The organism is Spartinivicinus poritis (assembly GCF_028858535.1).
In the GTDB taxonomy this organism is placed as follows: Bacteria; Pseudomonadota; Gammaproteobacteria; order Pseudomonadales; family Zooshikellaceae; genus Spartinivicinus; species Spartinivicinus poritis.
Genome location: NZ_JAPMOU010000118.1, coordinates 1 through 4,797, shown reverse-complemented (window position 1 = coordinate 4,797; position 4,797 = coordinate 1). Strand labels below are relative to the sequence as shown.

The 4,797-nt window shown below is 36.7% G+C and carries 4 protein-coding genes; 2 read left to right on the top strand and 2 right to left on the bottom strand.

Going from position 1 to position 4,797, the window contains the following annotated elements:
- Positions 1 to 106 precede the first annotated feature (106 nt).
- Positions 107 to 439, top strand: coding sequence for a hypothetical protein (locus ORQ98_RS28970; RefSeq protein WP_274692308.1), 333 nt, complete (start codon positions 107 to 109; stop codon positions 437 to 439).
- Between the two features lie 267 nt (positions 440 to 706).
- On the opposite strand, the gene ORQ98_RS28965 is transcribed toward ORQ98_RS28970, so the two are convergent.
- Positions 707 to 1,156 (bottom strand): tetratricopeptide repeat protein, encoded by a 450-nt coding sequence (locus tag ORQ98_RS28965; protein WP_274692307.1) that lies wholly within the window; start codon positions 1,154 to 1,156, stop codon positions 707 to 709.
- 459 nt (positions 1,157 to 1,615) lie between these two features.
- Entirely contained in the window at positions 1,616 to 2,518 is a 903-nt protein-coding gene (locus tag ORQ98_RS28960) for a tetratricopeptide repeat protein (RefSeq protein ID WP_274692306.1), read from the bottom strand.
- Between the two features lie 1,612 nt (positions 2,519 to 4,130).
- On the opposite strand from ORQ98_RS28960, the gene ORQ98_RS28955 reads away from it, so the two are divergent.
- Positions 4,131 to 4,415, top strand: coding sequence for a hypothetical protein (locus ORQ98_RS28955; RefSeq protein ID WP_274692305.1), 285 nt, complete (start codon positions 4,131 to 4,133; stop codon positions 4,413 to 4,415).
- Positions 4,416 to 4,797: the final 382 nt, after the last annotated feature.

Here is a 4,797-nt window from a genome sequence, read left to right as displayed (position 1 = left end):
TCATCAGTAGAGGAACCTGAATTTTATTGGGTTAACACCATTCTTGGAAACTTAAAAAGTGCTTTACGTAGTACTTAACCATCCCTAACCAGATTCTGAGGAGTTTATGCCAAAATTGAGCCCTACATCATTAGATCATTTAGCAACCTGGCACGAAGACCTTCAAGTTTTATTCAGTGAAGTCATTAAAAACTGTGATTGCAGTATTTTAATTGGTCACCGTAACCAGCAAGATCAAGACGCAGCTTATGTAGCAGGTAAATCGACGTTGCCATTTCCTCACAGTAAACATAATCGGCTTCCGGCGTTTGCCGTGGATGTGGCCCCTTATCCACTTAATTGGGAGGAATATAACCAGTTTTATTACTTGGGTGGGTTGGTGGTGGGTATCGCTACCAAGCTGTTTAAAGAAGGGAGAATGAAGAACCAATTACGTTAGGGTGGGGGTTGGAATCATAACTGAACCCGAAGCAAGCTATGTTTGTGAAAGCATACCTAGTGGATTTTAATGCTACTCAGTTTGTTCCAGGCTACGCCCTTGTGAAAAAAGAGAACGTGCTTAAGGCTAAGGAGTTGCTAGGGGGGTTGGCTTAGGTTATAACCACTCAATATGAGATGATCGTCCGACTTAAGCCCCGTAATGGGGCTGCTAATTTAGTGGTTAGAAGAGTGTTTCTGAGCAGCATAAACAGTGATAAATTCAACTTTATAGATTTAACTCTATTCTCATAAAATCAAACTGTTTTTCATCAGGAAAGATTTCCAGTGCTTTATTAGCAGCCTGTTCTGCTTTATCTTTTTTGCCTAGTTTCAAGTAAATTAAGGTGATAGCAGCCCAGGCACTATTATTGACTCTATTAATTTCTGTAATCTGCTTGTAACAGGACAGAGCAGATTTAAATTCTCCCAGCTGAGTATGACAGCCACCTTTGTAGTGCAAAATGCTGGATTCTAAATACCCTTTGCCCATCGACTTTAAGTTGAGCTGTAGCAGTGAATTAGCAAGTTCCAATGCTTCTTGGATTCTATCTTGGTAATAGATAGAACGCATTTTCTCATATCGTAATTTGATATTTTCTGTTGATGCATCAGCCTTATTAAAAAATGAATTAAGGGCTTTCTGATGGTAAAAAGGGAGAACGTTATTTGATGCCATATATACTACGCACTGCTATGATTTAGAAAAAACAATCTTCAAATTAAAGTTGATAAAAATCTAAAAACCTTTTTTGATGGTCACTAACCTTTATGTGTTAGCGAATCGCGTGTGCAATATATATGATTGAATGTTTTATGAACAGTTGTTTGTTTTGGTATGAGATAAAGTTCACACTTCCTTACATGGTCTTTACTTATGTACTCCATAAAATGGTGAAAGCCGGCCTTATGTAACTCTTTTGTTTTGATTAGCTCCATATAATATGTTTAAACGATTATTGGAAACAAACTCTTTAAAGCCTTGTTCAAGCTGTTGATCTCCGCGAATACAAGTTTTATTTGTACATACACATTGATACATACTACGTAGCGTAGGTAGTTGTGGTTGTTAATATGAGCATTAAGATAAGTACTATTTTTTCGATTAACTTCTACATTTTGCCTGAGCTTGTACTTGTTAAAGCTTTAGCTCTCTTTTATACCCATCGAACCAATATTCGTAGAAATTATGCTTGATAGCTTGTTTTTTGGCATATTCCGCTTCTTGTAGTTTTCCTAATTTTTGATAGATTAAATATTTTGCAGCCCAAGCACTATTTGCTCCTGGGTGTGAGTCAGTTACTTTATCGAAGTTTTCTAATGCTTTTTGGTAATGACCAAGCTTTGTTTGGCACTCGGCTTTTGACATATTGCTTTCAGGATAACCTGCATATTTCTCTCTATTTTTTTCGATCAAGCGTAAAGCTTCATTACAACGGTCCAAGCCAGCTAATGCGTCTACTTGGTAATCCCATGCTTTAATATTATCGTTATCAAGAGCTAAGATTTTCATGCTTGTTTGTAGTAGCTCTTTATAATGGAAGAAAGAGCGATAAACAGCAGCTTTACCAAGAAGTGCCTTTATATGCTTGGGGTTTAAGGCAATAGCTTTTTCGTAAATAGGGATTGCTTTCATATTTAAATTGAATCTAGCGGCCTGTTGATAGTACTCTTCAGCTTTTTCTTCTCTTAACTCTGCTGGGGTATCTTTTACCAGTTTTTCTAGCTGAGTCTCTTTAGTACTTATGGTGGGGTCATAACTTTTGACTGATAAGTTTGGCTTTGAAGGTTTTAATTTACTACATTGCCAGCCATTTTGAATTTTATCTGCGTCGGTTGAACCAAATAGCTTATTGGCTAGTTCAGAAGAAGCAAACTCTTTGACGCCACTACGTACTTGTTTTCCACCTTTTAAGCAGTAGTTAGCGCCTTCAATTCCTTTACATTGACACTGTAGAAGTTCAGCTGAATAAGTATTGGCATTGAAAAGTAAGGTGATGCAGCTGGCTACTAACAACAGCTTCCTAGATAGGCTATGCATATTACTGCTCCGTATTCATATATCTATGACTAACACCACAGATGCTAGCTTATTTTGCATTTCATGTAATATTACATGTTTGATGGATAGTTGAACATATGCTCAAGTTAAAATTAGATGCAAATCACAAAATAGTTACCTATATTTTAGTAAAAAACTTCTCTTAACTTTCACTCAATGCCCGCATTACCCTGGGGGCATGAGCGATCAAACCATCTCATTCAGCACCGAATTAAACTCAGTGGACTTAATGGAAGCTCGCGAGTTTAAATAGGTATAAACTGAGTAGCAGGCTGTGAGCCTGCGTTTTGCCGCGTTTGTGATGGTGAGTGACAGCCGTAAATTACCCAAGGATGAAGCTGCGATAAATATCATTGAAGCCCTAAGCCTGTTAATTGCTGAATAACGCTGGGGTATAGACGGTGTTTATTCAGTAGCCAAAGGGGTCGGCAAAGCTTGGCTATTTGGGGAATTACCTGGGATTAGGTGGTGAGTCGGCGTTGGGTGTTGTATTGTCTGCGCTTTATCAGAATTAACTTCCTGCTCTGGATCAACGGTCTAGTTTCCATCGACGGATAGTGGCAATTGGAGTATGAACGGGAGAATAGTCGGTTGGTAGTGCAGTTACCTTCAGGGGGAACCGTTCGGTGAATTCTTAGCAAAGATATTAATCTCGCTGTGGAAGCCATTGTAAATTAATGGATAGCACTTACCATTAATCAAGCCAGCACCATTAATATTACCATCGGCCAGCAACCAGTGAAGTCTTGATATGACACAATTTAACCACAATATGTCGTAGATTTTTAGTTTGGAAGTGTAAATGGTTGTAAACCAAATTCACTTTGTGTATTAATGTCTATTAGTATATATACGTAAGTAAATTTGGTGGGTGAAAATTGTACATATGAAGTTAAAAAAGCCTTTATTGCTTTGCTAACAGCAATAAGAAGGGAGGGATCACTTAAAAGAAATCCAATAATTATAAGATCATATAAAAAGAGTATTTTGAATAATTCAAGTAAACTATTAGTGTCAATATAAATAAAAAACCAATTTGGGAACTGGTTCTGAATTGAGATGTCATAACCGAAATGAAGCTTTATTTAATTTTACTTTTCATTGTTACTCCAAATATTTGCTATGCGAAAACATCACTTAGTTTGGAGTTTAATTTGATTTCTTTATCAGTTTTAGCGCCTTATTTAATTGCTTTAGTATTGAGTGTGATAATAGCAAATGAAACCAGGTCAAAACTAAAGAGGTTTGCAGTTGGTAAACTAGGGTTTATGCCTTTGATATTGTCATACCATGTAATAGCAATATCTGCAGTGAAGTTCATATATAGCTAGCAGGGTGGTTTATGTGGCCAAAGATTAATTAACAATTTGATAAGCTATAGATGCCCTCATTTGGTAGCCTGGAGAATAGTACTGTCTTGGGAAGATAGTACGGTAGTTCTCGTTGATAGGTATTTATACTAATATGCACTGATTGATCATTGAAATAAAAGTTACATTGTTGCAACATTAATACAGCAAATAAACTATATACTTCAACAATCGATTTATTTTTATATTTTTTCTTATTTATATAGCCTGGACTGTTTGTTATGAAAGAAAAAGTAGTATTGCTTTTTATTAGCTCAATTTTATTAAGTGGATGTAGTGGCCAATGGATTAGAAGTACTGTTGGTGGGCTTCCAAAAGGAACATATACATTTTATGCATACGATGAAGGGCGGGTAATTGCGTCTGAAGAGCAATTTATTGAAGATAAGTTTACTCTGACTCATAGCCAATCGCAGATGTGTGAAAAATATCCAACTGCAGATATTGCAAAAACTAAAAATCCGCAGGGAGAATTTGTCAGTCGATATCCTTGCACTGAAAATTAAATTATAATTTTTTTGTAGTATAAGTATATACCCTTCGCGAATGATTTTTAGGGTTTGTTGTCATCACATCTCACCCCAATCACCTATTATTTATAGGCTCATCGGTTTCGTTGCTCGACGGCCGCCCCTAAAAAACCTACGCTTTGGCTATAGAACCTCAGGCTAGGCCGTGTGAGGTGTTATTTGGATTAATAATGAATTAGTGTGATATGCCTACTATAACTTGTAGCTTGAAGCGTTTTTAGAGTAAGGCATCTTGCAACAGCTGACATTACAGACTTGTATACCAGTCGCGAATCATTTCTAACAAGGTGGAGTTAGCGGTTTACTAAAAAAGTATCATAAAGGTAGTCAATCCAAACTGTCTGATGAACAAAAAGCC

Bases quoted from the DNA above. Each gene is read 5' to 3' on its own strand.
- ORQ98_RS28970 (WP_274692308.1), top strand. From the start codon at position 107: ATGCCAAAATTGAGCCCTACATCATTAGATCATTTAGCAACCTGGCAC.
- ORQ98_RS28965 (WP_274692307.1), bottom strand. From the start codon at position 1,156: ATGGCATCAAATAACGTTCTCCCTTTTTACCATCAGAAAGCCCTTAAT.
- ORQ98_RS28960 (WP_274692306.1), bottom strand. From the start codon at position 2,518: ATGCATAGCCTATCTAGGAAGCTGTTGTTAGTAGCCAGCTGCATCACC.
- ORQ98_RS28955 (WP_274692305.1), top strand. From the start codon at position 4,131: ATGAAAGAAAAAGTAGTATTGCTTTTTATTAGCTCAATTTTATTAAGT.